Below are 23305 nucleotides of genomic sequence, written 5' to 3'. Positions count from 1 at the left end.
AAATCATTTTTTCTCGAATGGAAGATATGCGAGCACGCGAGCCTTCTTGATCTCTGCATTTAAAGCTCTCTGGTGCTTAGCACATGTGCCTGTAATTCTACCTGGGAGGATCTTACCTCTTTCAGTAATATAGCGGCGGAGCATGTCAGGATTTTTGTAATCTGGCATTTGTGCACCTGCCTGACAGAACTTACAGACCTTTTTCTTAAATCCAACCTTGCGAGCACCAAATTTTCTATCTTTGATTGCTGCATCCTTATCATTCATGAATGCTTCATTATCATCACGCATTTTAAATCTCCTTAGAATGGAATTGGGTCATCCCCATAATTTTCTGGACCACCTGAAAAATCAACATTATCAAGTGAATCGTCTACACTTTGTGATCCCATAGACTGACTAGGAGCCTGAGATCTTCCTCTGTTCTCGTACTGGGAGTTAGGTCTAGAGTATGAACTCTGTCTTGGGGACTCTGAAGAATCTCTATATGATTGCTGAGAATTCTGAGAGCTTCCAAGAAGCTGAAGACTATTAACGAATACTTCAACAGTTGAGCGTGCCTGACCTTCTACCTCATATCTATTCTGTCTCAGCTCACCATTAATAGCTACTTGAGTACCCTTAGATAGATATTGATTTACAGCTTCAGCTGATTTACCAAAATATACACAATTAAAGTAATTAACCTCGTCTCCCCAGGTGCCATCAGCATTCCTCTTTCTTCTGTTGATAGCTACTGAAAAACGTACAACGGCATCACCCTTTTGTGAATATCTGATCTCACTGTCTCTTGTTAGTCTTCCGACTAAAGTAACAACATTAAGATCTCCTGCCATAAATTCCTCCCAAAGCTCTGATAATATTATTTCTCAGGATTTACGAACAAGAACTTAAGAACTAAAGTGCTGAGCTGGAATACGTGTGATAAGCCTGCGATCTTAGCTGGATCTGCAGAAAGCTCAAAGTACACATAGTGTCCTTTTTCCTGCTTATTGATGAGATATGCGAGTGTCTTAACTCCCATATCCTCCTGCTTGGTGATTTCAACACCAGCTTTAGCAAGTTCATCAGTAACAAACTGAAGACCTGCTTTCATCTTCTCGTCATTTGCGTCGAAGATGACGGTGAACTCATAATTTCTCATGGTTCCTCCCTATGGACTAAAAATGAACCGCTTTAGAACTAAGCGGTTAAAGAGGCATCATGAAATATACCAAAAGGAGAAACATAAGTCAACGTATTAACAAGAAATAATCCAAAGATTTAGACCTAATACATATTTCTGTCTTAATAATACAAATATTAATTAAAAACAATAATTATTTTTTATGATACTATACCACTTATGGCAATAATTAGTAAAAGAGATAAAGAATTTCGTGAGGAAGTATTAACTACTTCTAAGCTAATAAGGCTAATAATAAAGGTTTGTTTTCCCCTAGCTATTTTCCAATTTATTACTCAGCTATTTAATATATTAGACACTCTAATGGCATCATATATCGATGCAACAGCTGTATCAACGGTTGCATACATGGTACAGCTTCAGCACATAGTTTCAGCTATTGGAGGAGGCTTATCTGTAGCTGGATCAATTAGAATTGCTAACTTCTATGGTAAAGGCTCTTATGATGATGTAAAAAAGGAAATTAGTAGTCTATTTTTACTAACAGCAATTATTTCACTATTCATTATATTATTAATTCCATTCACCCCTGCTATTTTAAGGCTAACAGGTACCCCTGAGGGCTTTACTAATAGTGGAAGCGTCTACTTTATGATAGTACTTGTTGGAATAGTAATTAATTTCTTTAATTCAATTTACCTTGCGATAGAAAAATCTAGAGGAAACACAAAGGTAATATTAAAGCTAAATCTATTAGTTATGATAGTTAAGCTATTATTAACAGCTATATTTATTTACATTCTTAAGGGTGGGATTAACTATATTGCATTAGCAACCCTTCTTAGCTACCTTACACTATTCTTCCTTGGTCCAATTAGATTAATCAATGGAGAGGATGCATTTTCATTCTCACTTAAGGCTGCATCCTTAAAGTGGAAAGCTATTGGGCCTATGATAAAGCTATCAATTCCAACTATGATAGAGAAGATGAGCTTTTCATTTGGAAAGGCTTTAGTAAACAATATGAGTGCAACCTATGGAGAGACAACCGTAGGAGCTGCTGGGATATCAAATAATATGTCTGGCCTTTTGACTGGAATACAAACAGGTATTCAGGATGGAGGAACCTCATTAATAAGTCAAAATAATGGTGCTGGATTATTCAAAAGAGTTGTTAAAATATTTGCTCGCTTAACTACTATTGAATTTATAATTGGCTGTATAGGAAATTTCTTATATTTATTTTTAATGTGGCCAATTAGCTATATTTTTGCTTCAAGTAAGGGTGGCTTTAATCAAGAATTCCAGAATCTTATTATTCTAATTTTTAAATATGAGATCTTAGGATGCTTTTTACTATCCTTTTGCTATGCTTCAATTTCTTTACTTTTAGGACTTAAGCAAACAAAGCTAGTAATGATAGTAAATATATTTAGAGTGTTTGTTTTTAGAATACCTGTAATACATTACTTTACTACATATACAAATTTAAATGCTGAAGCAGTAGGATATACAATGATGATATCAAACTCACTAACAGGTATATTTGCATTTTTAGTTGCAATATATGCTTTAATAAAGGTTGCAAAGGCTAAAGAGTAACATTTATTATTTTTAATAAAGGTTATTTCAATGTTTGATATACATGCACATATTGGTGAATATAACGAAAATTGCTTAGTAGCAACCTCATATATAGAAGAGTTTGATAAGCTATCACAATTTAAATATAGAGCCTATGGCTCATTATCATTTAATAAAGAAGATATATGTGTAATCAAAGAATACTTAAAAAAGGATGAAGATGGATTAATTGGTGAGATTGGCTTAGATAAGAGATTTAATATTGCTGGACAAGAGGAGTTTTTAAGAGAAGCGATTAAATTAGGAAAAGCTAATAGCCGCCCTATTATTTTTCATTTAGTTGGACACTATGATATTTTTTTCAAGCTTTTAGCTGAATTAGCTCCAATACCACCCTTTTTAGTTCATGGCTTTACAGGCTCATATGAGGTTGCAAAAAGAATTATTAATTCTGGTGGGTATATATCTCTATCACCTAGAGCTCAAAGATGTAAGAGCTACAAAAGCCTATTGAAGCTTCCATTTTTATTAGAAACAGATTTAAAAAGTGGAGAGGAAGAAATAAAAACTTTATTTTTATGGTATAACACTGTAAGTAAAGATATTGGTATTAAAGCTAATGAGCTTGAGGAAATTATAGATGAACGAAGAACAGTTTTTACGCCTTGAAAGATTAATTGGAAGAGATAAGGTTGAAAGGCTTCATAACAAGAGAGTAACAGTTATAGGGTGTGGTGCTGTTGGTGGTTATGCATTAGAGGCTTTAGTTCGTTCTGGAGTTGGGAAAATTAGAGTCGTAGATTTCGATACCTTTACATATTCAAATATTAATAGACAAATACTTGCAACCTACAGCAGTGTTGGTTTAAAAAAGGTTTTAGTTGCAAAGCAAAGAATTTTAGATATCTTTCCCGATTGCTCAGTAGAAACTGTTGATGCTTTTGTAAATGAAGATAACTATGCCGAAATTACTAAGGACAGCGATATAGTACTCGATTGTATCGATTCAGTTAAATCAAAAATTGGGCTAATCGCTTACTGCACTACTCATAATATAGAGATTATTTCCTCAATGGGAGCAGCATTACGAAGAGATCCTACTCTAATTAGATATTCAACTATTAAGGATACTTATGGCTGCCCTCTAGCGAGACAGGTAAGAACAGGCTTAAGAAAGATGAATGTCCCACTAAATGTTATGTGTGTATTCTCTCCTGAGCAGGTAGACTTCAAATACAACTCTGAGAATGCTGAAGCCGATGAAGTATCTGGTAGGAAAAAGCTAGTACTTGGAAGTCTTGTAACAATAACAGCAATATTTGGCGAGATGATGGCACATCTCGCCCTAACAAAGCTACTCGATATTAAAGGCTTTGAAATTAATTAAGCCTAATTAATTAACTCTATCTCCTGGAAGAATCTTATTTGATGAAAATCAGGAGCTGGAGTATCAATAGGGAATAGAGAGATAAAGTGAGGCTTACTTAGCTTATCACCACACTTATAAGCATTAATATATAATTTATCTCTATCTAAGCTAAAGCTCTTTAATGGAATTACACCTGAAAGCTCGTAGGTACTTCTTTTATTGTTGTTTTCAAATATTTTCATATTTCTTTTTACTAATTTAAGTAAATCGGTATCAACAGGTGTTCTATCACTTCTACTACTACCATAGCCACAGCGAAGAGCAGTAGATGCAGAGAATTCAAAATTATAATAATGAACCTTATCTGGAGAGATAAATAATTCTACACAGCTATCCTCCCAAACACTACCATTATCCTCTTTTACCATTCTTCTTAGCTCTTTTTCAGTAACATGAAATGAGAAATATAAATTAAAATCCTCTACTCTTAAAGAAAGAGATACCTTAGTATCATTTGGATCACTATTCCAAAGATAATTAGTCAGCTCAAAGGTCGATGTATTTTTATCAATTTTCATAATATAGTCCTATATAAAAATATACAGGAGAATTATATCTCCTGTATACCACATTAATGTTGCAACGAAAAAGAATTACTTTTTCTTATGTCTATTCTGTCTGAGTCTCTTCTTTCTCTTGTGTGTTGCAATCTTATGCTTCTTTCTTTTCTTACCGCAAGGCACAGTTCTGCTCCTTATTCCAATTGGATTTTTTTGTAATTACCGAGTCATTATGCCTTTTTTAATAAATACTAGTCAAGTAAGTGTATTAAAATTGAATATATTTTTAATCCTCAATTTTCCTACCCTTAACAAATTTAGCAAATACACAGTCACTACTCTTTAAATATACATATTGCTCTAAGCGTTCTTTTAATGTTAACTCAGATTTCAATGTTGTTTTTATTGATGAATCATCAAGAACTACAATATCTGCATCATACCCTTTTATAAAGGCTCCAACATTTCCAAAGAACTGACCACCCATTTTTGTAGCAAGATAAAAGGCCTCTGGAAAGAGTAATGAGCCATCATTATTATGACTTAATCTCTTATTTAATTTACTAACCTTTATTGCATTTTTCATCGCTGATAATATCGATATATCCTCTCCACCTGCTATATCACTTCCAAGTCCAACATTTACACCACTATCTAAGAGTGCAGTAACTCTAGCAACTCCACTAGTTAAATTTGTATTTGAATCTGGACAATGAGCTACAAACACATTTTTATTTTGAAGTAGCTCTAGCTCACTTTCATAGCTATAAACACAATGAGCCATTACAGTTTTATTTATTCCCCATAATCCAAAGATATTATAAGCATCTGCATAGCTTTTGCTTTGAGGTACTAGCTCCTTAACCCACTCTATTTCAGATAGATTTTCACTTAAATGTGATTGAACTGGTAGCTTATATTCTTTTGAGATCTTTCCAAGCTCCTTTAATAGGTAATCAGAGCAGGTTGGAATAAAGCGCGGAGTAATTATTGGCTTAATATTTTTAAACTCTTTAGATTTTTCGATATATGATAAAGTGTTTTTTATACTTACATCACTTTCTTCAATTAATATATCTGGAGCATTTCTATCTGTATTAACTTTACCAACAAAGCCTGAAAGACCTGCGGCCTCTAGCTTTTTCATTAAAGCTAACGTTGCTTCTTCATGAATAGTTGCAAAGGCACATACTCTTGTTGTAGCGCTTTTTTTCAAGTCCTCAACAAAAATATCATAAGCCTTATTTGCGTAATCAAGATTCTTATATTTGCTCTCCTCTGGGAAGGTATGTCTATCAAGCCAAGGGAGAAGCTCCATATCCATCCAAAGCCCCCTGAATTGATATTGAGGTGCATGAACATGTAAGTCACTTAGTCCAGGAATTATTATTTTATCGCTATAATCATAGTATTCCAGGTTTTTAAAGCACTCAGGAATAGTTTTATAAAACCCATCAATCTTGTTATTTAAAACAACAAGATTCATATCATTAATTTCTTCTAATACAAACCTATTTTTAGAGTGAACAAAATTACCATGAATAATAAAGCTATCCATAAAAGCCTCCTATTAATCTTTTTTGATAATAGTCGGATGTTTATGGCAACCCGGTAGAAACTCTTACCCATATCGTAAGAATATATTATCTTATGCTTAAGATTATAACACGTCTAAGAATAAGAGTGATATATAAAATTATCTAACATTTCGTAAAATTTATAGTAGATGAATTGTAAAAAAAGACTTATCTTAGTTTTCAAGAGAGGGATTATGAAAATTCTTATTTTAGGTTTAGGTCTAAATGGCGGAGGTGCATCTGCAGCAAGATACTTTGCAGGAAAGGCAGATGTTCGTATCTCCGATATCTCTCCTCGAGAAACATTTGGTCCTCTAGCTGATGAAATGGAGGCCCTAGGGATTAATTGTCACTTTTCTGATAAGGACCCAAAGGAAAACATTAAGTGGGCTGATATCGTAATTAAGAATCCTGCTATTCCTAACACCTTACCTCAGCTATCACTTGCAAAGAATATTCAAAATGATTTCTCTTATCTTTTTTCCTCTCCTCTAATAAAAGATATAAAATTAATCCTAGTAACTGGTACTAAGGGTAAATCAACAACAGTATCAGCTATTACACATGCTCTAAATAGACTTGGTAATAGCGCTATATATTGTGGAAATATTGGTGTATCAGCCTTTGAGATATTAAAGGATTTAGAAAATAGACAAATAGATAAAAAGCCTCTACCAAATTATATTGTAGCAGAGATGTCCTCTTGGCAAATTCATGATACTAATATTGCATTAAATGGTGTTTGGCCAAATACTGAGCTTACTATTTTAACAAGCTTGTATAGAGATCATCAAAATAGATATCACTCTTTAACTGAATATTATGATGATAAACTCACACTTATTAATGATAAATGTAAGCATATATTAATTAATATTCGCACTAAGCTCTATGTTGATAAGCACACTCATGGCTTAAAGAGAAAAATAAAGCTCTTCCCTACTCTTTTTAATCCTTATGCTGGTAATAAAATAGAGCTAATGTGTGCATTTAATGCTTTAAAGCTACTTGGCTTTAAGAAGGATGAAATAATTAAAGCACTATCTAGCTATAAGGGAATACCTCATAGGATAGAACAAATTGCTATCAAAAATGATATTATGTTTATTAATGATAGTGCTGCAACAATCAGTGAGGCAGTAACCTTCTCAACTAGTACGCTTTATCCTTTATCATACCATTTAATATGTGGTGGTACAGATAAGGATATTAAAGCACTTGGTATGCTACCAGCATTAAAGAGTGCTACATCTATTCTTCTGCTAGATGGTTCATTTACAACAGATAAGCTTATTCCACTACTTAATAAGTATCAGCTTCCATACTATGGACCATATAATAATCTAAGAGATGCCTTTGAGAAGGCTGTAGATAATGCTGAAGAAAAGAAGGGATTTAATAATCAAATGCAGGTAGTAATCCTATCTCCTGGTGCAGCTAGCTTTGGTATGTTTAAAAATGAATTTGATAGAGGTGACTCATTTAGACGCTTAGTTGGTGAGTATGTTAGCCGCGCTTAGCTTTAAATCTTATATTTTCAATAAACTTATAGCACGATGCCAGAATTTTATTATAGTAGTAATCACAGGAAGCAGGTCTTTTAACAGCTTCTCCGCCAAAGGAGGTTTTAAAGGTTGTTAGCTTATTTAAATTCCCCTCTCCTATTCCAAATAAATCGTAGTATTTTAGCTTATCTTCCTTAGCTCTATTTATTGCATAGCTTTGCAAGCTATAGCCACATGAAACTCCATCCTTAATAAATGAAGAAGAGCCAAAGAGATAAATCTCCTCAAAGCTATTTCTTATATTAACTATTCCACCTATTACCTCATCATTGTGCTTTGCAATGTATAAAATAGGTTTAACATCTACACCCTTATAGCTAAGTAATCTTTTTATATATGCTTTACTTCTTGCGTCAAAGCCATCACGCTTTGCTGTCTCTAAATAGGTTCTATACCAAGCGTTATACTCAGCTTCACTATTATCCCACTTGAAAACTTCAACCTCTGCTTCTTTCTTAAGATTTCTCTTAACTCTTTGCTTAAAGCACAAATCCTTTTCTAAATCGATTATTACAGATTCTTTTGGTTGAATTGAATATTTACATCTATGTAAATGCTTAATAAATGAAAAATTATCATTACTATAAGATAAATCATATCGAACTAAAATTATATTTTCATTTATATATTTTTTTATTTTCTTTGAGATTTCGATTAATTCTTTACTATCAATATCTTTAAAACAAAATGGAGAGTATGCAATAGAAAAAGATAAAAATAGCTTTCTTACTAAAATAAGAAAAGTGCCTCCAGATCTATTTGTTTGATATCTGAAGGCATAAGATACCCAATTTGGGCTTTTAACATAAGCCCAAAATGAGGATTGAAAAACACTTTCTGAATTTAATTCAGAAATATTTATTGGCTCTATATTAACCAACTGGTCCATTAATATATTTCTTACAGGTTAAGTGCTTACCACTAAAGCCGAGAGCCTTGCCATCAACCTTGATAACACCATCCTCAGAATAGATTGGGAGAGCAAAGAAATGATCTGGCTTAATATATGTAGTTACCTTCTCAACTTCACCCTGTCCATCGAACTCAAGAACAGTACCTGGCTCAAAATCATCTGCAAAGAGAACTTCACAGGTTGTATGCTCAGGAGCATTTGGATCACTTGCAGCAAGAAGCATACCATAGCTCTTAACACCTCTAAAGTTAGCTGGCTTAAGATTTGAAACTAATACGATGTTATGTCCAAGAAGCTCTTCAGCTGTGTAATATGGAACGATTGAAGATACAATTGTTCTTTCCTCTGGCTCACCGCAGTTAAGCTTAAGGATGTATAAAATATCACCATTAGGGTGCTTTTCTACACTAACAATCTTACTAACCTTTAAAATTACCTTGTGAGCAAATTGATCTGCAATGCTCATCTGATTTTCATTATCCATTTTCTTTTCTTCCTTATTAATCTTTTTTTCTTCCTGTGCCTTATTTCTCTCTTCTTGTGAGCCTGAATACTTAAGCTTTAAGTTATTAATAAAGTCATCCTCAAGCTTTGAGAAAAGAAGAGTTACACCGCTAATTGTACTAATACCCTCAAATGATCCAACACTATCCCAGTTTTCGTTCTCAATTGAGAAGAATGAGAGAATTTGCTTACTAGTAGTAGGCATATATGGCTCAATCATAATTGCTAAATCTCTAATTAAGTAGCAAAGAGTCTTTAATAGTGAAGCTGCTTTAGCAGGATCTTCCTTTCTCATCTTCCATGGTTCACCAGCTTGGAAAGCCTTATTACCGATATCTGAAAGACCAAAGATAGCTCTTAAAGCATCTCTTTCTTCAGCTCTCTCTAAGAGATTAGTGATCTCATTTTCTTTAGCTCTAATATCATTAACTAAATCTGCATCAAGCTCTCCCTCAGGGATCTTGCCATCATAGAATCTTGAGATAAAGGTTAGAGTTCTATTAACGAGATTTGAAAGATTACCAATTAGCTCGCCATTAACCTTCTCTTGGAAATCTGACCATGAGAAATTAACATCACTTCTTTCTGGTCTGTTATAGAACATATAGAATCTCCAGCAATCAGCAGGAATTCCAGTCTCCTGTACATCATTACCAAATACACCAATACCAAGTGATTTACTAAACTTACCACCCTCATAGTTTAAATATTCAGTAGAGGACATATGGTGTAGCATTGTCCAATTCTCACCAGTTGCAAGTAGTGATGATGGGAAAATAACTGTATGGAATGGGATATTATCTTTACCAATAAATTGGAATAATTCTGTGTTATCTGGGTCCTGCCACCAATATTTCCAATTATCAGTATAATTAGCTGTAATTGAAATATATCCAATTGGAGCATCAAACCAAACATAGAATACTTTATTTTCATAGCCTGGCTTAGGAACTGGGATACCCCACTTTAAATCACGAGTAATACATCTTTCCTTTAAGCCATCACGAATCCAAGAGTTTGTCAGCTGGATAGCATTCTTTGCCCAGAAGCCCTCGACAGAGGCCTTTTCCATCCACTTCTTTAATAGTGGAAGAGCCTTTGGAAGGTCGATATATAGATGCTTTGTCTTTCTAACCTCTGGAGTAGTTCCACAAACAGAGCAATGTGGATTAATAAGCTCTGTTGGCTCAAGAAGAGTCTGACAGGCATCACACTGGTCACCACGTGCTCCTTCACTACCACAATGAGGACAGGTACCTTCAACGAATCTATCTGCTAGGAATCTACCACATTTAGGACAATATAGCTGTTCTATCTCACGCTCTGTGATATAGCCATTCTTATCAACCTCATTAAATATTGCTTGTACAATTTCTGTCTGCTTCTCTGTACTAGTTCTACCAAAATAATCAAAAGAAATATTAAACCATTTATATATATCTCTATGAATAGCATGATAATGGTCACATAGCTCTCTTGGTGTTACACCCTCTTTTAATGCTCTAGTCTCACTAGCTGTACCATACTCATCTGTTCCACAAATGTATAGTGTCTCATAGCCACGTAAGCGACAAAATCTTGCAAATACATCTGCTGATAAAACCTGAGTTAAGTTACCTAAGTGAGGAATATTATTTACATATGGAAGTGCTGAAGTTATTAATCTCTTTTTCATTAAATCCACCTACTTTTTAAAAACTTCTGACTGCTCCCACGGGCAAGCCCGTGGGGTTCTGATTACCAAGAGTAGCTTGTAATCGTACATCATTTTCAGACTTTGGAGTTACAAGTGTAAGCCTATTTGAATCAGGACTTTCATTATCAAGCAGTCCTACGACCACATTAGCGATAAATTTCTGCTTTTCAGCAAGGAAGTACAGTCATTCTCCCTGTTATTAAGTTTTAACCTATTTTAATTCCACTGTTCAATACTTTAATCTTATTAACCTTAATCCTTTCTATTAGTTTTTTCTCCATATTGTAGAATCTTCCAAATTCCATATTACATTTATTTTTATCTATGCTGTTTGTTCTATAATCGTAACAATAGAGTAAGAATGAGGAATACCAATCTCTCTGCACCTCAGTACCACTACGAAGTTTATACAATCTATCAGATAGCTTCTTCTTGATATAATCATCCGCAGTATGGTCATATTGTGATGCTCTATAATTATTAGAAACCTCGATATATGTACCGCCTGTCACTTCGAATTTCTTTTGTACAGTGGTCTGAAATTTAGAAGGGCACCTGTTCTTTATTGTTTTGCCAAATCTTTTTTTCTTATTGAATTTACCTTTTTCATTTTTTGTGGTTTCTTTAGCACGCTTCATGAGTTTGCTTGCATTTTTCTCTTCAGTTACAAATGTATTAGCCAAACTACGTAAATGATTTGCATCCTCGTTTATTGCAAGTTGTCTATTTACTGCATTGATTCGACATAATTCATGAAATTTGGATTTCAGCTTTTTATAATGATTTGAATATTTCCAATCCTTATGACCTTTTTTAACACTACCATCATCGTTATAGTTTTGAGGATTAGTAGCTCTTCTTGACCTATCCATCGCACGATGGAGTAGTCGTTCTTTCCTCTCTGAAGTTTGAATACTATTTCCACGCTCTGAAAGATTTTTCAAGCCCACCTCTGTATTAGATGTATACGCAACAGTCTGTGTACCAATATCAGCACCTATAATACCTTTACCATACTTATGTCGAAGACTACCATACTTGTTGTATTTTGGTTTTGCCTTACCTTCAATGGTCAGGTGTAAATATACCCTGTATTTGCGCCTTATTAATTTAGGTACAAGCGTTGCATAGCATGGCCTGTATGTGTCTATGCATCGGGCATCTTCCTTGAAAGCATTAACCGCTTTTCTATCTATGTTTTCAGATTCTGCAAGATAGGACACAATTGAATTAACCTCATCTCGTTGAAATCTATCAACTATCTTTATTCCAAAATTAATCTTACCAAGTTTGAATTGTAGCTGCTCTTTCTTTACAGATATTGGTATACCACGATTTATCTGTTTTGATCTGATGCAAGGCAGTTCTCCGTATTTAGAGAAGTGAATTGTTGCTCCTCTCCCATATAAGCATTTCTCTACACCTCCCCAAATATCCTCAGCTTTAGTTAAGGCAAAAACAGCATCTATTCCATATTTTTTACCTATTGGAATCATGGATTTTCTACAATAATCCCATGTGACATTATAGTCTTTCTGCATTTCACTAAGCTGATTAGCTAAAGCTTTTCGTTTATTTTTATCTCCGGTGTTACCATACAAAACAAGTAGCTTGCGGTATCTCTTTGTGCGTAGAAGTTGCTCATAATTCTTTCTCATAAGAGCTACAAGCTCGTTTCCTGCTTTTCGTATTTTATCTGAAAGAGTTACAACTTGAAGTATATCAGAATAAGGCATATCACTTTCAACAGCTAAAATATGCCTCTCTGAAACCTTATGATATTGTTTTAGTAGCTTATTATACTCTTCATCAATCATGGTTTTTCCTTCCTCAACTGAATAGATTCTAGCAAGGTTTTCAAGTTCAGTTTTCCATTCAGAGGGAACAGAAATATTGATTTGTACGTTATTGCTTTTGGGACGAGCCATTACTATTATCTTCCTCCACGATTTGAATGATATGCTGAATTATCAGTATTTCATTGATTATTATGATGGTTACTGTTTTCTGTGTATGCTTGTATTACTTATTCCCCTTTTATTTCCTTTCTAGATTTATTATACATATAGAATATTTAATTATCCTAGTTAATTTTCAAGGTAAAAAAAACTGCTTTCATCCCACACGCAAGCGTGAGGGTTTTTCGCAGCATATATATAACAGGATAAAGATTTACCCTATATTTTGTAAGGTGATTAAAAGAAAAACACAATTTGTCTTGCCGATAAACCCTAATTGGTCTAATTTTATCATATATTTATTTAAAGGAGTAATGTGTGGACGAAGAAGAAAAAGTCGTGAGACCTGTAAAACATGGTTTTTCACTCTCACCAAAGATTATTATTGTTGCACTAATAATTGCATTACTAGTAGGTGCAGCAGCTTCATCATTCTTTGTAGTTGACCAGACTGAACAAGCTGTAGTTTTAAGACTTGGAAAGTATAATAGAACTGTAGGCCCTGGACTTCAGACCAAAATACCTTTTGGTATTGATAGCGTTTATATTGTACCTACTCAGGTAGTACAAACCTTAACCTTTGGTTATCGTGCAAACGATAAAACTGGTACAGGCTTAAAGGGTGCTTCTAGCTATAAGAGTGAATCAACAATGTTAACAGGGGACTTGAATATTGTTGATGTAGAGTGGATTGTTCAATATAAGATTAATGATCCAAAGAATTGGCTCTTTAATGTTGAAAATAGAGAAACAACTATTCGTGATATCTCTCAATCTGTAATGAATGCTCTAGTTGGAGATTTACCTATTTTATCTGTAATGACTAACTTAAGAACTCAGATAGAAATTGAAGCTCAGCAGAACATGCAGGAAATCTTTGATAGATATAACTTTGGTATTCAAATTGTAACTGTAAAGCTTCAAAATATTGTTCCACCAGAGGGTGATGTACAGGATGCCTTTGAGGATGTAAACAAAGCTATTCAGGATATGAATAGATTAATCAACGAAGGTAAGGAGCACTATAACCAAGAAATTCCTGCCGCTCAGGGTGAAGCTAGTAAGCTTATTCTACAGGCTCAGGGATATGCAGCTGAAAGAGTAAATACTGCTACTGGTGATGCAGCTAGATTTGATGCTCTTAGAGAGGCTTATGAGGAGAGTAAGGAAATTACCTCTAATCGTTTGTATATTGAGACTATGGATGAAATCCTAACAGATAAAGAAATTACATTAGTAGATAAAAACCTATCACAGTTCTTACCTATTAAGAATCTTGGAGGTACAAAATGAAAAAGCTAATTACAACTCTAGTTGTGCTTGCAGTTTTACTAATAGTATTTTTAATGTTAGGCCCATTCTACATTCTTGAAGAAGGCGAACAGGCTATAGTAACTAGATTTGGTAAAATTGTAGATTATCAAACAGAGTCTGGCTTAAAATTCAAAATGCCTGTAGTTGATAATGTAACAAAATATACTAAAAAGCTTTTAAGCTGGGATGGGGACGCGCAGAGAATTCCTACTAAGGAAAATCAGTTTATTTGGGTTGATGCAACAGCAAGATGGTACATCAGTGATGTAGCACTCTTCTATGAAACTGTTGGTACTATTGAATCTGGTCTTGGAAGATTAAATGATGTCATTGACTCAACTATTAGAACTGTTATCTCAGAAAACTATCTTAATGAGGCTGTTAGAAGTAGTAACCAAATTAACTTAATTACAGTTAAGGAAGATGTATCCTTAGAAAATACAGAGGATGCTGAAACACTTAGAAACCTTACTGCTACAGCTACTAGCCAAGAGGAAATTAAAATTGGTCGTGAGGGGCTTTCAAATAAGATTCTCGCTCAAGCCTCAGAGTTTACTAAGGCATATGGTATTACTCTTCAAGATATTATCATTCGTCAAATTAGATATTCAGATGATTTAACAGAATCTGTTTACACAAGAATGATTAAGGAAAGAAACCAAATAGCTGAAGCTTATCGTTCCTATGGTCGTGGACAGCTTGCTCAGTGGCAGGGTAAAACAGAAAATGATAAAAAAGCTATCCTCTCTGAAGCCTATGCTAAAGCTGAAAAGATTAAGGGTGATGCAGATGCTCAAGCCTCAAGAATTTACTCTCAGGCTTATGAAGCTGATCCTGAATTCTTCTCATTCTATAGAACACTGGAATCCTATAAGACTTCACTTGTTGGTATAGATAAAATCTTCTCAACCGATATGAGCTACTTTGATCAGCTTTATGCAGGAAGTAATAAATAATGTTTAAGCGGCTTTCAAGCTTTAAGATCGATTATCTAAATGAAAGCCACCTTATCATCCCCTTTTCAGAAATAGATGATAATATGGTCATCTACTCCTCTGATAAGGGGATAATTTATATTAACGCCTATAACCATCTATTTGTTATAGCAGATAGCTTTGATGATGAAATATTAAGCTTTATAAATAAAAACAAAAAAAGTATTAGCTATGCTATCTATCCCTCAAATGATAATCCCGATAGATATCTTCTAAAGAGAAATAAAATAAAAAATAGTAATATTTATCATTTTCTAAGTAGTAAGGAATTAGAAGAAATAGCTTCCTTCTACCAAGATAAAACTCCCTTTGATACAGAGTATGAATATCTAAGTGGTTTAAAACCGTGTGATAGTGAATTTGCATTTTTTAGAGATAATCAAAATAATATTATTAGCTCTCTATATACAATTAAGAAGCAGCAATTAGCTGTAAATATTGCAACAAGCATAGAAGAAAGGAATAAAGGCTATGCATCTTTATTGATAAATTCTCTTCCTTTCAGCTATATTTTTGTTGAGGATATAGAGCTTTTAGCTTTTTATCAGCACTTAGGCTTTGAAATAGTTAGAAGCTATAAAACTTGGAGGAATAAAAGATGAAATATGTAATGTTTTCTACAGTTGAAGATGATGATATCCACATGGGATATTTAAACGATGAAAAGATAGTTGAAATTGAAAATATTTATGATACAGAGGGTGAATTAGTTGAATGTGGAAAAACCTATGACAGAGAAAGTGTTATATTATTAGCTCCAACAATTCCAACTAAGGCTTTATGTGTAGGCCTAAACTATAAGGACCACATTGAGGAGATGAAGCTTGTAACTCCAAAGTCTCCTGTAATCTTTATCAAGCCAGCATCAAGTGTATTAGATCCAAATGGTGAAATTATTAGACCAGAGATGAGCCAAAGAGTCGATTATGAAGCAGAGCTAGCTATCGTAATTAAAAAGGAATGTAAGAATGTTTCAATAGAAGAGAGTAAGGATTACATCCTTGGCTATACCTGTGCTAATGATGTAACTGCTAGAGACTTACAGGATCAAAATGGTCAATGGACAATTTGTAAGGGCTTTGATACCTTCCTTCCACTTGGTCCATATGTAAGCGATGAGGTTGATCCAACTAATCTTAAAATTGAATCAAGACTTAATGGTAAGGTAATGCAATCAAGCAATACCAAAAACTTACTCTTCACCTGTGATTACTTAGTATCATATCTATCTAAAGTAATGACATTACTTCCAGGTGATGTAATCTTAACAGGTACTCCATCAGGTATTCATAAGATGGAAGCTGGCGATGTTATTGAAATTGAAATCGAAGGATTAGGAGTATTAAGAAACGAGGTAGTTTAAACCCTTTTCTTTTCTAATCCATGTATCCAGTCTGCCTTCAAGAAATAAATTAAGAATAGAATTGTACTTAATGACCAGGTTAGAGGGTAGACTGAATATATTATTTGTACATAGTGGAAGAAATGTAATACTACAGTTAAATAGGTAACTCTAAATACACACCATATTCCAATCATAATGAACATAGGAACTGTTGCCTTTCCACTACCCCTTAAGATACCAGCAATACAATGAGAAAAGGCTAAAGCAAAGTAAAATAATCCTTCAATACGACATTGCTTAGTACCAAATGCTACAACCTCAGGATCATCATTAAATAGACTTATTAAGAAAGGTGCAAAAATAAATACTAATATTCCTATTATTTCTGCAGCACTTATTGAACACAAAATTGCAAATCTAGCACCCTCTTTAGCTCTATCATATTTTTTTGCTCCAAGATTTTGGCCTATAAAGGTTGTTAATGATAAAGCAAAGCACGTAATAGGTAAAAATGCAAAGCCTTCAATCTTCGCATATGCACCACTACCTGCAACAGCAACTGAAGTAAAGGTATTTACATTAGTTTGAACTACAGTATTTGCAAAGCCAACTACACTATTTTGTATTCCAGCAGGAAGACCAAACCTAATTACATCCTTTAATGTTTTACCATCGAATCTAATTTTACTTATTTCAACCTTAAACAGATCATTACCCTTCATTAATCTTATGAAGCTTAATACTACACTTAATGCTTGAGATAGAGTTGTAGCTAAGGCAACTGACCAAACACCAAAGCCTAATACAGCTACAAAAAGAAGGTCTAATATAACATTAGTTATTGAAGATGTAATAAGATAATATAGTGGGTGCTTTGAATCACCTATTGCATTCATGATTCCATTACATATGTTATACATCATGCTAAATATCAAGCCATACGAGTAAATTCTAAAGTATTCTATCGAATTAGGTAGAATATCACTTGGAGTTTTCATCAGCTTTAATATTGATGGAGTAAATAGAACTCCAAAAATTGATAATAATATTCCTGCTGTTAAGCCTAAAGCTAAATCTGTATAAACTGCTTTAGTTAAGCTATCTTTATCTCTAGCGCCAAAGGATTTTGCTATAACTACACCTGCTCCTACTGCAACACCCTGGAAAAAGCCAATCATCATGAATATTAATGGTGTAGATGATGAAACAGATGCTAAGGCTAAGGGACCTAAAAAGTTTCCAACTATTAAGGAGTCTACTGTATTATAAAGCTGCTGAAATAGATTTCCTAAGAAAAGTGGAAATGCAAAGCTTAATAACCCCTTTTTTATAGAGCCTTGTGTGAGATCTAAAGAATTAGCCATAACGCTTAGTATTTATCACATTGCATAGAAATCATCAATATTAATATTTTTTACACATCTTTTTTATTTTTTCCTTGAAAAGCTGTTGACTCATTTTAACTAATTGTGTATTGTAACCATGTTGCGTCGGCGAGATAGCTCAGTTGGTAGAGCAAACGGCTCATATCCGTTCGGTCGAGGGTCCGAGTCCCCCTCTCGCTATCCAATTAGTCAGAACTTGATACTTTCAGGTTCTGATTTTTTTTATTTATACACCATAAAGAATTAAAAAGACTCCTCTGTAACGTAATTGAACATAGAAGCTCAAAAATAAGGTAAAATCTGGGTAACTGTAGCAACGTAAATGAACACGTGTTCGCTCCCCCTTTATTATCGTTACACACGTATGCAACGATAATTTTTTAAAACGTAATACAGTTATTGAATAACGTTACACAGGTTTGGAATAACGTTATCGGGTTTATGAATTTCGTTACATAGGTTTAGAATAACGTTATACAGTACTCGAATAACGTAACACAGTTCTTGAATAACGTTATACAGTTCAAGAAAAACGTAACACAGTGTTCAATAACGTAACATTGTATAAAAAAAGAGTATAATCACATAGGCAAAAAGATAGGCCTATAGCATTAATTCCATAGACCTTTCTTTCTCTCTTTTTTTAATTCAAGGCTCAAAAAGCATAATAATTATAGCTTCCATTCTAGATTTTTATTGTAAATCTTTATTTTAAATATATTTACACTCTGAACAGAAAATCAGCCAGCCCTGCTGAAGTTATCGTGGACTGACTGGGGTAATCCTCAGATTATATATTACCTGAAAGATATAGTCTCATTCATAAAGTTTTTTAGTAAGCACCATTGAAAATGAATAGAAATAATAAGTAATCACTCTTATAATGTATATGGAGGGAATTGATGAAAAAGACTGTAATCATATTTTTATCAATACTGTTAGTATTGTTTGCTGTTTCCTGCAGCAATTCAAACTCACAACCAGAGACAGGAAGCATACATATTTCAATAGACGAATCTGCAAGCAGATCCATTGATACCAATATAAACCTGAACATTTCAAAAATCACAATCAATGCTTCAGGGCCTGCGGGAAACTCTTTCTCTATGGATTTTACTTCATCACCATGGCAGGCTGAGAAAACCGGAATTCTTGTAGGTGACTGGACAATCAGCGCAACTGCGTATAATGATAATGAAGGAAATCAGATAATTGGAGAAGGTTCTACGACTGTCACCGTCCAGCCCAAGAAAACATCAAATGCTTCGATAAGAATAAATGAGCTTGAGGGTACTGGTACATTCTCGATATCAATTCATGGTTCTACTACACCTTCGATCATTTATACAGCTCATATATACAAAAACAATAATGGCGTAATTACTCAGGTCGATGAAAAAACCTTTACAGCTAAGGATGGTGTCCTTGAAGCTGTTTTCACTTTGAATAACGGATATTATCTATATTCCGTAACTTCAAATGTTGAACTGGATCTGCCCGCACCGGAGAGCTTCAGAATGGTAAAAGGTGATATCATAACAGTTTCCATGACTGCAGCTGAAAATTCTTTAGGAAGTCTTTCTTTAAGTGTAACCAACGGAATTACTAAAACTCCAAGTTTAACCATTGATACATCTGAAAGAAATGTATATGCAAATGATGAAACAACTCTGTTGGCGAATCATACGCAATTCAATCCTGTCTCCTATATGTGGTATGTTGATGGGAAACCTATTGATGGGAACTCTCAGCAGGTAAACTATACCTTTCAGGAAGGCGAATACCGGGTAACATGCGTTGCCATGGATGAAGGCAGCACAGTATGGACCGGAAGCAAAACCATAAATGTAACTGTTTCAACTGGTGTTTTGGACAGAAACAGACTAATTGGGATAACAGGTGTGAAGGATTATAACAAATATTCTTCAATATCAGTTTCTCTGATTGAAAACAACGAAAATAATAGTTATAACCGAGTTTCATTGAGGGGAATATTGCCAACAGATGATGAAGAAGATATAGTATTCATTGATCATAACGGCCAAGAAATAACTCAAGGTGATTACGGGGTAATCAATTATTTTGATTGTGGTGATATGATTTTTTTCCAATACGCACCAACAGCGTATACACATACTTACGGTTTTTCTAATATAAAAGGAGGCCCTACAGGAAAATTTGATGGAAGTCCATCAGCAACTGGGCCGATAAATGATATGTACAGTATTGCATATTACTGGTCTGCTGTTAACAATTATATCATACGTCATCCAAAAGACGCAAAAGACTTCATCTCTTATGTAATGGATAAAGAGAACGGAAGAATTTTCAAAATCGTAAATGAAAACGGAGAGAATCTCTACCCTGCATTGTCTTCTAATGCAACATCAGAAAGTAAATCCGTTTCTGTTACCCTTATTAAGAACAACTATATTAATGTGAGATATGAACAAGGACACACAGGACAATTGGATTACATCCAGTCTTGGGATATTGATCAGGAAAGAAACGTGAAGACAATCCGCATTGATTCAACAGGACTTGTTATAGAGTAATCATCTTTATTATTTACATGGCATTACTGTCTTCATACCAGAGACTTCCATGACATGAATGGAAGTCTCTCTTTATTTATATCACATGCAATCGTGGAGCGGATAGAATCATCATTAGAGGCAAATCTTTGCAGTGTCGGCAGCCAGTAACAATCATCTTCTGCTGATAGTCATCAGGTCCTGTTCCCACTACATTTTCGCAATCTCGTTGTCTGACTTCCTGCCGTTGAAGCTAATGAAATAGTTCAGGTAGCTCATCACTTCCTATCTGGTCATGAGCTACATAGCATTTATCTGCTTTAGGAGTATGATCCTTGCTCAATCGCTGAGTCCAGCAGTAATTCCGACCGTATACCCGCAGCGTTTCAGCAGGAACTCGCTCTGAAGGTTGCCGTTTGTTTCATATATCGAGCCGTAAAACCTGCCATCAGGCATTTTGAAGCGGTTCTGAAAGATCTCCACTTCTGGACGCATACGGCTTCCAATCAGCTCGTCGAATACCGAGGAGTACACATAGTAGCTACCGTATTCACGGCAGTATCCGGCAGGAAGATCAATGACAGAGAGACTGCTGCCTGCAAGCATCCTGACATTTATAGTTACATCTTCAAGCCCATGCCCTTCACTGATACACCGGAACTTCTGAGTCACTATAATGATTTTTTGCCGGTACCGTCACCTTAGCGGAAGCATGCCTTGGAACGTCCTAAGTGGCTGAAGTCGAAGAATCCTGTGACGTCTTCATACGGCTCTGCTCTATGCGATTTGACATGGGGATATGATTTCATACCAATGCTCAGTCGATTTACTTGCCGATGTTATCCCATATGGCTTTGTTTTCTCGGAACTCATCCGTGAGCTTCTTCCTTCCCCAATCATTAAGAGAATACATTGAGAAAACCAATAACGTAACATGGATTGGTGATGGCCAATTATTATGGTGGATCCTAGAGAAAATTCTTCCTCCTAAAGAATATGACAGTATTACTGAGTATCGACTTAATAAGAAAATAATAGAAAAGCTCCTTGGTACTTATGTTAATTCAGAAGGGAATCTTGTAACCCCTTCTATTTAAGGAGTGGAAGAAATAGTCCGGAGACACATTGCCTTCGGAACTACTTTATAATCGTAAAGATGCTTGTCAAAGCTCAACCGGTACTTCCATTCCGCCCTTGAACTTTACCATAAATTTCTTCTTGTCCATCACTACTATCACATCCACAAGCCCAAGCCAGAGGTTTTCGGAGAATTCAGTAAATAAATCATCAAAGCTAATCACCTCATCAATGAATCTCTTTATCATCAGCGACCTGCGCTTTCTCTCAGTCAGCTCATCCTGAAGCTTTTCCTTCTCAGCTAAAGCTTCTCTGTAATCCTTTTCAAGCTCTGAATATCTTCCATCTGCAAGCTCCTTCTCGGTAATCGCGTTTTTTGAAATGTAATCCTGGAGAAGGACCATCTTCTCATCGAAGGCTGTAGTAGCCTTTTCAAGCTTTCCTTCAAGTGCTGCAGTATCATCAATCTTAGCCTTAATATGGTTCATCATATCAATTGCAGGGCCTTTGTCGGTAACAATACTGTTTACAGCTTTGATGAATACGTTCTTTATTACACCTTCCCTAAGATGTGGAGTGGTACACTTCTTGTCAGCCTTGAACTTGTTGTTGCACTGCCATACAACACTGCGGTACTTGTCGGTGGAGTGCCAGACCTTTGAGCCGTAGAAGCTACCACAGTCACCACAGACAAGCTTTGAAGTAAATATAGACTTTGAAGAATGCTGCCTAGTTTCCTTTCTTCTAGATTCCAGTTCCTGCTGCGCCATCTCAAATTGCTCAGGTGGGATAATTGCTTCATGGCCATTTTCCACTAGATATTTCCTCACCTCTCCATTATTAGTAATTCTTTTTGAAAGAAGATCTCTCTTGTAGGTCTTCTGGAGTATGGCTTTTCCACAGTACTTCTCGTTTTGAAGAATTCTAACAACACTCTCTGTGCTCCATTTATCATTTCCGGCACCTGTCTTCATCTTCCTCTCCATTAGCTCCTTGGCTATGGAATAAGGAGTCTTTCCCTCAAGGAAACGGGTGAAAATGTATCTAACTGTCTTTGCCTGTTCAGGGTTTATGACAAGCTTTCCATCATTCCCCTTATCGTAGCCAAGAAATGTGCTATAACCTACTGAGTACTTTCCTTCCTCGAACCTCCTCTGCATTCCCCATGAAACGTTCTCCGATATGGACCTGGACTCTTCCTGGGCAATGGATGACATGATGGTAAGAAGCATTTCGCCCTTAGAGTCAAAGGTGTAGATGTTCTCTTTCTCAAAATAGACCTCTACACCATTTTCCTTAAGAAGCCTAATGGTGGAAAGACTATCAACAGTGTTTCTAGCAAACCTCGATACCGATTTTGTGAGTATGAGGTCTATCTTTTTGTGATTCACTGCATCATCTATCATGCGTAGAAAGCCTTCACGTTTCTTTGTATGTGTACCTGAAATACCTTCATCAGAGTACACTTCTACAAACTCCCATTCGGGGTTACTTTTGATGAATGAAGAATAATAGCTCACCTGTGCCTCATAGCTAGAAAGCTGGTCGTCCTCTTCAGTTGAAACACGTGCATAGGCAGCAACCCTTCTCTTCTTCTGCGCACTTATTGGCATTGTCAGAGTCAGTTGAAAAAGGACAAAAAGAGTCAGCTGAAAATGGACAGAAAAAGTCAAATGAAAAGGGAAAACATACAAACCATACTAAAGTGCTTTCCTTAATTATTATTGATAAAGACTTAGACCTGTCACTTCAGGCACAGAACTTGTAGAGATTTTATAAACAGTTTTTTGCTGTCCACGGTAA

General features: G+C 35.0%; 21 protein-coding genes, 1 tRNA gene and 1 riboswitch. Of the genes, 10 read left to right on the top strand and 12 right to left on the bottom strand.

Annotation, left to right across the window (positions count from 1 at the left end; translation table 11 throughout):
- Positions 1-3: 3 nt before the first annotated feature.
- From rpsR to rpsF, 3 genes are read right to left on the bottom strand one after another with little or no spacing between them, the layout of a single operon-like run.
- Complete coding sequence (gene rpsR, locus FYJ80_RS04000; RefSeq protein WP_235899586.1) at positions 4-267, bottom strand: 30S ribosomal protein S18; 264 nt, start codon at positions 265-267, stop codon at positions 4-6.
- Positions 268-302: 35 nt separating this feature from the next.
- Positions 303-836: a single-stranded DNA-binding protein gene (locus FYJ80_RS03995; protein WP_154424864.1), complete on the bottom strand. Its 534-nt coding sequence runs from the start codon at positions 834-836 to the stop codon at positions 303-305.
- Between the two features lie 26 nt (positions 837-862).
- Positions 863-1144, bottom strand: coding sequence for a 30S ribosomal protein S6 (rpsF, locus tag FYJ80_RS03990; protein WP_154424862.1), 282 nt, complete (start codon positions 1142-1144; stop codon positions 863-865).
- Between the two features lie 201 nt (positions 1145-1345).
- Between rpsF and FYJ80_RS03985 the strand changes: the two genes are divergently transcribed.
- The 3 genes from FYJ80_RS03985 to FYJ80_RS03975 are packed head-to-tail and all read left to right on the top strand — an operon-like array spanning position 1346 to position 4097.
- Positions 1346-2728 carry an MATE family efflux transporter gene (locus tag FYJ80_RS03985; RefSeq protein ID WP_154424860.1) on the top strand — a complete coding sequence of 461 codons (1383 nt, stop codon included), beginning with the start codon at positions 1346-1348 and terminating at the stop codon, positions 2726-2728.
- A 30-nt stretch (positions 2729-2758) separates the two neighbouring features.
- Positions 2759-3379, top strand: coding sequence for a TatD family hydrolase (locus FYJ80_RS03980; protein WP_154424859.1), 621 nt, complete (start codon positions 2759-2761; stop codon positions 3377-3379).
- Positions 3351-4097 (top strand): tRNA threonylcarbamoyladenosine dehydratase, encoded by a 747-nt coding sequence (locus tag FYJ80_RS03975; RefSeq protein WP_154424857.1) that lies wholly within the window; start codon positions 3351-3353, stop codon positions 4095-4097. Before FYJ80_RS03980 ends, FYJ80_RS03975 begins: the two co-directional genes overlap by 29 nt.
- Positions 4098-4099: 2 nt before the next feature.
- Here the strand turns inward: FYJ80_RS03975 and FYJ80_RS03970 are convergent, their stop codons facing one another.
- On the bottom strand, positions 4100-4657 hold the full coding sequence (locus tag FYJ80_RS03970) for a carbohydrate-binding family 9-like protein (RefSeq protein ID WP_154424855.1): 558 nt from the start codon (positions 4655-4657) through the stop codon (positions 4100-4102).
- 268 nt (positions 4658-4925) lie between these two features.
- Positions 4926-6197, bottom strand: coding sequence for an amidohydrolase family protein (locus tag FYJ80_RS03965; RefSeq protein WP_154424853.1), 1272 nt, complete (start codon positions 6195-6197; stop codon positions 4926-4928).
- A gap of 9 nt (positions 6198-6206) precedes the next feature.
- Positions 6207-6305, bottom strand: a riboswitch (purine riboswitch).
- A 105-nt stretch (positions 6306-6410) separates the two neighbouring features.
- Here FYJ80_RS03965 and FYJ80_RS03960 point away from each other — a divergent pair.
- Complete coding sequence (locus FYJ80_RS03960) at positions 6411-7736, top strand: Mur ligase family protein (protein WP_206360960.1); 1326 nt, start codon at positions 6411-6413, stop codon at positions 7734-7736.
- Here FYJ80_RS03960 and FYJ80_RS03955 read toward each other — a convergent pair.
- The 4 genes from FYJ80_RS03955 to FYJ80_RS03940 form a co-directional block, all read right to left on the bottom strand.
- On the bottom strand, positions 7723-8670 hold the full coding sequence (locus FYJ80_RS03955; RefSeq protein ID WP_154424849.1) for a lipid II:glycine glycyltransferase FemX: 948 nt from the start codon (positions 8668-8670) through the stop codon (positions 7723-7725). The two genes, FYJ80_RS03960 and FYJ80_RS03955, sit on opposite strands and share 14 nt — an antisense overlap.
- Positions 8654-10873, bottom strand: coding sequence for a methionine--tRNA ligase (gene metG, locus FYJ80_RS03950; protein ID WP_154424847.1), 2220 nt, complete (start codon positions 10871-10873; stop codon positions 8654-8656). The genes FYJ80_RS03955 and metG overlap by 17 nt, the downstream gene beginning before the upstream one ends.
- Before the next feature lie 16 nt (positions 10874-10889).
- Positions 10890-11039, bottom strand: coding sequence for a hypothetical protein (locus FYJ80_RS03945; RefSeq protein ID WP_206360959.1), 150 nt, complete (start codon positions 11037-11039; stop codon positions 10890-10892).
- A 61-nt stretch (positions 11040-11100) separates the two neighbouring features.
- A complete protein-coding gene (locus FYJ80_RS03940) occupies positions 11101-12822 on the bottom strand; it encodes a hypothetical protein (RefSeq protein ID WP_206360958.1) in 1722 nt (573 codons plus the stop codon).
- A gap of 348 nt (positions 12823-13170) precedes the next feature.
- Here FYJ80_RS03940 and hflK point away from each other — a divergent pair, with 348 nt between their 5' ends.
- Genes hflK through FYJ80_RS03920 form a run of 4 tightly spaced genes read left to right on the top strand, consistent with a single transcriptional unit; the run spans position 13171 to position 16524 of the window.
- Positions 13171-14145: an FtsH protease activity modulator HflK gene (gene hflK, locus FYJ80_RS03935; protein ID WP_276986938.1), complete on the top strand. Its 975-nt coding sequence runs from the start codon at positions 13171-13173 to the stop codon at positions 14143-14145.
- The gene (gene hflC, locus FYJ80_RS03930) at positions 14142-15122 is read left to right on the top strand and encodes a protease modulator HflC (RefSeq protein WP_154424843.1); all 981 of its coding nucleotides are present in this window, start codon (positions 14142-14144) and stop codon (positions 15120-15122) included. The genes hflK and hflC overlap by 4 nt, the downstream gene beginning before the upstream one ends.
- The gene (locus FYJ80_RS03925) at positions 15122-15763 is read left to right on the top strand and encodes a GNAT family N-acetyltransferase (RefSeq protein WP_154424842.1); all 642 of its coding nucleotides are present in this window, start codon (positions 15122-15124) and stop codon (positions 15761-15763) included. The genes hflC and FYJ80_RS03925 overlap by 1 nt, the downstream gene beginning before the upstream one ends.
- Positions 15760-16524: a fumarylacetoacetate hydrolase family protein gene (locus FYJ80_RS03920; RefSeq protein WP_154424840.1), complete on the top strand. Its 765-nt coding sequence runs from the start codon at positions 15760-15762 to the stop codon at positions 16522-16524. The genes FYJ80_RS03925 and FYJ80_RS03920 overlap by 4 nt, the downstream gene beginning before the upstream one ends.
- Here FYJ80_RS03920 and FYJ80_RS03915 read toward each other — a convergent pair.
- The gene (locus FYJ80_RS03915) at positions 16521-17870 is read right to left on the bottom strand and encodes an MATE family efflux transporter (protein ID WP_154424838.1); all 1350 of its coding nucleotides are present in this window, start codon (positions 17868-17870) and stop codon (positions 16521-16523) included. The genes FYJ80_RS03920 and FYJ80_RS03915 overlap by 4 nt on opposite strands.
- 128 nt (positions 17871-17998) lie before the next feature.
- On the opposite strand from FYJ80_RS03915, the gene FYJ80_RS03910 reads away from it, so the two are divergent.
- Both FYJ80_RS03910 and FYJ80_RS03905 read left to right on the top strand, forming a co-directional pair.
- Positions 17999-18071 (top strand) — tRNA-Met (locus tag FYJ80_RS03910).
- A 722-nt stretch (positions 18072-18793) separates the two neighbouring features.
- Positions 18794-20446, top strand: coding sequence for a PKD domain-containing protein (locus FYJ80_RS03905; protein ID WP_154424836.1), 1653 nt, complete (start codon positions 18794-18796; stop codon positions 20444-20446).
- Positions 20447-20764: 318 nt separating this feature from the next.
- Here FYJ80_RS03905 and FYJ80_RS03900 read toward each other — a convergent pair whose 3' ends face one another.
- Both FYJ80_RS03900 and FYJ80_RS03895 read right to left on the bottom strand, forming a co-directional pair.
- On the bottom strand, positions 20765-21097 hold the full coding sequence (locus FYJ80_RS03900) for a hypothetical protein (protein ID WP_154424834.1): 333 nt from the start codon (positions 21095-21097) through the stop codon (positions 20765-20767).
- Positions 21098-21588: 491 nt separating this feature from the next.
- Positions 21589-23115 carry a recombinase family protein gene (locus FYJ80_RS03895; RefSeq protein ID WP_154424832.1) on the bottom strand — a complete coding sequence of 509 codons (1527 nt, stop codon included), beginning with the start codon at positions 23113-23115 and terminating at the stop codon, positions 21589-21591.
- Between the last annotated feature and the right edge of the window lie 190 nt (positions 23116-23305).

The sequence above is a fragment of the Bullifex porci genome (assembly GCF_009695635.1).
In the GTDB taxonomy this organism is placed as follows: Bacteria; Spirochaetota; Spirochaetia; order Sphaerochaetales; family Sphaerochaetaceae; genus Bullifex; species Bullifex porci.
This window is presented reverse-complemented; position numbering and strand designations above follow the sequence as displayed.

What these genes read in the sequence shown, in the direction of transcription:
- FYJ80_RS03920 (WP_154424840.1), top strand. Translation starts at nt 15,760, where the DNA reads ATGAAATATGTAATGTTTTCTACAGTTGAAGATGATGATATCCACATG.
- FYJ80_RS03965 (WP_154424853.1), bottom strand. Translation starts at nt 6,197, where the DNA reads ATGGATAGCTTTATTATTCATGGTAATTTTGTTCACTCTAAAAATAGG.
- FYJ80_RS03975 (WP_154424857.1), top strand. Translation starts at nt 3,351, where the DNA reads ATGAACGAAGAACAGTTTTTACGCCTTGAAAGATTAATTGGAAGAGAT.
- hflC (WP_154424843.1), top strand. Translation starts at nt 14,142, where the DNA reads ATGAAAAAGCTAATTACAACTCTAGTTGTGCTTGCAGTTTTACTAATA.
- FYJ80_RS03955 (WP_154424849.1), bottom strand. Translation starts at nt 8,670, where the DNA reads ATGGACCAGTTGGTTAATATAGAGCCAATAAATATTTCTGAATTAAAT.
- metG (WP_154424847.1), bottom strand. Translation starts at nt 10,873, where the DNA reads ATGAAAAAGAGATTAATAACTTCAGCACTTCCATATGTAAATAATATT.
- FYJ80_RS03940 (WP_206360958.1), bottom strand. Translation starts at nt 12,822, where the DNA reads ATGGCTCGTCCCAAAAGCAATAACGTACAAATCAATATTTCTGTTCCC.
- FYJ80_RS03925 (WP_154424842.1), top strand. Translation starts at nt 15,122, where the DNA reads ATGTTTAAGCGGCTTTCAAGCTTTAAGATCGATTATCTAAATGAAAGC.
- rpsR (WP_235899586.1), bottom strand. Translation starts at nt 267, where the DNA reads ATGAATGATAAGGATGCAGCAATCAAAGATAGAAAATTTGGTGCTCGC.
- FYJ80_RS03995 (WP_154424864.1), bottom strand. Translation starts at nt 836, where the DNA reads ATGGCAGGAGATCTTAATGTTGTTACTTTAGTCGGAAGACTAACAAGA.
- FYJ80_RS03985 (WP_154424860.1), top strand. Translation starts at nt 1,346, where the DNA reads ATGGCAATAATTAGTAAAAGAGATAAAGAATTTCGTGAGGAAGTATTA.
- FYJ80_RS03915 (WP_154424838.1), bottom strand. Translation starts at nt 17,870, where the DNA reads ATGGCTAATTCTTTAGATCTCACACAAGGCTCTATAAAAAAGGGGTTA.
- rpsF (WP_154424862.1), bottom strand. Translation starts at nt 1,144, where the DNA reads ATGAGAAATTATGAGTTCACCGTCATCTTCGACGCAAATGACGAGAAG.
- FYJ80_RS03970 (WP_154424855.1), bottom strand. Translation starts at nt 4,657, where the DNA reads ATGAAAATTGATAAAAATACATCGACCTTTGAGCTGACTAATTATCTT.
- FYJ80_RS03980 (WP_154424859.1), top strand. Translation starts at nt 2,759, where the DNA reads ATGTTTGATATACATGCACATATTGGTGAATATAACGAAAATTGCTTA.
- FYJ80_RS03960 (WP_206360960.1), top strand. Translation starts at nt 6,411, where the DNA reads ATGAAAATTCTTATTTTAGGTTTAGGTCTAAATGGCGGAGGTGCATCT.
- FYJ80_RS03895 (WP_154424832.1), bottom strand. Translation starts at nt 23,115, where the DNA reads ATGCCAATAAGTGCGCAGAAGAAGAGAAGGGTTGCTGCCTATGCACGT.
- FYJ80_RS03905 (WP_154424836.1), top strand. Translation starts at nt 18,794, where the DNA reads ATGAAAAAGACTGTAATCATATTTTTATCAATACTGTTAGTATTGTTT.